The following is a 3,337-nucleotide window of genomic DNA, read 5'->3' on the forward strand; positions in this document are numbered from 1 at the left end:
GACTAAAATATCTAGTGTTATCTGATAATTTTAAACTATTTAACGTTTTATTCGCTAAAAATCTTATTTAACAAGCTCTTTTAAGGTGGTAAATAGAAAAAAATTACAGTTTGAAATTATCTCGAAAAAGCTTACGTATCCTTAAGTGACTAAATCGAGTACCTTTTTATGGGATTATTCTTTCTGTAATGGTAAGATTATTCTGAAAAATAAAAAGGAGGGACTCTAATGTGTACAAAAGAACAAATTTCAAACTTATTTCGAAACTTTTCAATAAAGGAATGTAAAGGGTCAAGTGATTTATATGAATATTTATCAATGAAAATTGCTGAAGATGAGGAAGTACTTACACTATCGTCCTATGCTCAGGTAGGTCAACCAGTCCCAAACTTACTATTAGGTGCAGTACATTATTTATTGCTAGCAGGGAAAGAACATCATTTAAAAACGTATTATAGTAGTTTAGTTGAAAATGCTGATACAAATTTAGATAAAGCTTTTAATCATTTTAAAGATTTCTGTAAAGAGTACCGAGAAGAAATCATTACTTTGTTACAAACGAAACTCGTTCAAACAAATGAAGTAAGACGGTGCGCATACTTATACCCAAGTTTCTGCTACATATTTAACAAAGTGAAGAAGCCGTTAGCGTTAATTGAAATTGGGACAAGTTCTGGGTTGCAACTGTTCTGGGACCAATATAGTTATTCGTACGGGACGGATGAAATGTACGGAAATATAAATTCAAATGTGCATGTAACTTCTGAAATAAGAGGGGAGAATGTACCGCATTTTCTAAAAGAAAGCCCATCTGTCGTAGAAAGAATCGGACTGGACTTACATGTGAATGATTTACATAATGAGGAAGATTATTTATGGTTACGTGCTTTAATTTGGCCAGAACATAAAGAAAGGCTTGAGATGTTTGATCAAGCTGCATCTTTAGTGAAAAATGAATCTGTCCAATTCATAGAAGGAGACGGTGTAGAGCTATTATCATCTATTATTGAACAAATAAGTGAAGAAGCTGTTATTTGTATTTTCCATACACACGTTGCAAATCAAATACCAGAACAAGTAAAACATAAGTTAGAAAAACAAATACAAGAAATTGGCGCAAAACGTGATGTATTCCACCTTTATAACAACATGTGGGATCGTGACCTTCATATTGATTATTATATTAACGGAAACGAATATCGTGAAACGGTTGGAGAAACAGAAGGGCATGGGAAATGGTTTAGCTGGAAGATTGGAAATGAGACGCCTATTTAGATTAATAGGGGTGCCCTCACTTGTAAAAGGTGGGGCCATAGGCTCAATCATGGACTAAATGGTTAAGGAAATAAATATTATTAGTAACATACAAAAAATGCTTCGGAGAAATCCTAAGCTTTTTTGTATTACATTTAAACCCCATAATGGATCATGTACTTTTGTTCTGTTGTAGCTTGTACAATTTTTGAAGCTAACTCATTCAGCTCATCAGAATTTTTGAAGAACTTTGAAGATGTAACTGTTTCATAGAATATTGCTAATGATTCAGGCGGGATAATTGTAATACCGTAATAGGCTAAACCGTATTCCTGATTTTTGGCTGTATGGAAGTAGGTTTTCATAATTGATACATTTTGACCTAAACTACTGATAATATCATCATTCACAGAAATACAATGATATTTCTCTGGTGTATAATCTTTGTAATTTTTTTGAGAAGTAAAATCGTCAATTATTCCAAAATCATGAACACATGCCATTATTATCGTCCTTTCAAATTTAATAAAGTAAAATGTTCATTCGTTTAAGTATAATAGAAATGGTTATGTAGTTCATTAGTATCATGCTTCATAAAATATCTTCGGTTCTTCTTCGTAAAAACAGTTTAATTATTAATAAACTCATCGGGAGCCCAAGTGGCGATTTCATTCCCAGGTGCAGCTACTACAAGCCATTGCTCACATAGGACACCAGCTTGCCAACATTCATAATAATCATGAAAACCATTTACAAAAATAATTTGTCCACTATCTAATGTAATAATTAAATGAGGGCTTTCTAAGCCAAGTTGTATATCGGTAACTTTTTGTCTTCTTATCTTAAATATTCTTTCATATTCTTCTTCCCCAGAATAAACTTCAAATTCATCTTCATTTAATGGGTATCTTTTTTGAGGTTTATGAAATAAACACCATTTTGATTCGATATTGATATATAATTGTCCGTCATAATCAACTGAGTCGTGAAAGTTTGTGAAATGAATCTTTATAGCGCCTGGAGAAATACCAAATTGTAATCCATCAACTTGTGATCCGATGAATAGATTTTTCAACACTTTTTCAGCGTGAATTTTATCCTCTTTATTCATTCTTGAAATCCTCCTTTTCTTAAAAATATACTTTATATTTTTATTGTAATAAATAAATTTTCATGTGAAATGAACCTTTTGTGAAAAACGAGCGAATATATTGTGAAAGATCATGAGAAGGGGTTGTAATGTTGGATGAAGTAAAATTGAAAGAATGGCTATAGAGTTTACTTTACTGTTAAAGTATTTCATATAAAAATCATGCATTCATTCTAAGTCATTTACCCAAATTGCGATATGTTCAATTTTCATAGGTTTCATCCATCCTATCTGTAGCAATTAGGCTTCCACTGTATTAAGTTTGCATTTGCATTGCAACAATTTTGCTTTGGTGTTAAAGCTAGTTGTTAATTTTTGATTATGTACGTACATACAATATGTAATTAAGTAAATGATCAACATAGTAATTACAGAAAAGGGTGAATGAAGCATATGAATCAATTTGAGCAAATGATGTACGTTGGTGTCATCATGTCTATTGTACTATCCGTTATGATTTTAGGGTCCTTATATTATAATCCTCGACTTTCATTAACTGATTATCCGAAAGATATTCAAAAAGTAGTTTTTCCAAAATCGATTCATGAAAAAAAGCAAACCATTTACTTTAATATTGTATATAATGCTATTCTTTTCAGTTGTCCTTTCGTTTCTACATATATATTACATAAGCATGAAAAATTATTATATATTGATGCTTATTTACACACTTTTGGTATTTTAATGATTTTCAATTTAGTAGATTTACTTATAATTGATTGGCTAATTTTTTGCTGGATTACTCCGAGGTTTGTTGTGATTCCTAGTACAGAAGGAATGAAGGGATATAAAGATTATAAGTTTCATTTAAGAGGTGCTATAGTCGCTACTAAAATTTTAGCAATCGTAAGTTTATTTTTGGCGGGAATTGCAACAACTATTTAGTGTGAAGAAGGGCATGAAGCTTTTATAAAAGATAAGGATATTTAGAAT

The 3,337-nt window shown here is 31.1% G+C and carries 4 protein-coding genes; 2 read left to right on the forward strand and 2 right to left on the reverse strand.

The annotated features are described in order from the left end of the window. The first annotated feature begins 228 nt into the window (after positions 1–228). Positions 229–1,275, forward strand: coding sequence for a DUF2332 domain-containing protein (locus DN403_RS23540; RefSeq protein WP_042598033.1), 1,047 nt, complete (start codon positions 229–231; stop codon positions 1,273–1,275). A gap of 134 nt (positions 1,276–1,409) precedes the next feature. Here DN403_RS23540 and DN403_RS23545 read toward each other — a convergent pair whose 3' ends face one another. Then, complete coding sequence (locus DN403_RS23545) at positions 1,410–1,757, reverse strand: short-chain dehydrogenase (protein WP_149185805.1); 348 nt, start codon at positions 1,755–1,757, stop codon at positions 1,410–1,412. Positions 1,758–1,882: 125 nt separating this feature from the next. Continuing rightward, the gene (locus DN403_RS23550) at positions 1,883–2,365 is read right to left on the reverse strand and encodes a hypothetical protein (RefSeq protein ID WP_149185806.1); all 483 of its coding nucleotides are present in this window, start codon (positions 2,363–2,365) and stop codon (positions 1,883–1,885) included. Positions 2,366–2,797: 432 nt separating this feature from the next. Here DN403_RS23550 and DN403_RS23555 point away from each other — a divergent pair, with 432 nt between their 5' ends. After that, on the forward strand, positions 2,798–3,289 hold the full coding sequence (locus DN403_RS23555; protein ID WP_001071239.1) for a hypothetical protein: 492 nt from the start codon (positions 2,798–2,800) through the stop codon (positions 3,287–3,289). Positions 3,290–3,337: the final 48 nt, after the last annotated feature.

It is taken from the genome of Bacillus sp. AY2-1 (genome assembly GCF_008368965.1).
Taxonomy (GTDB): Bacteria; Bacillota; Bacilli; order Bacillales; family Bacillaceae_G; genus Bacillus_A; species Bacillus_A thuringiensis_S.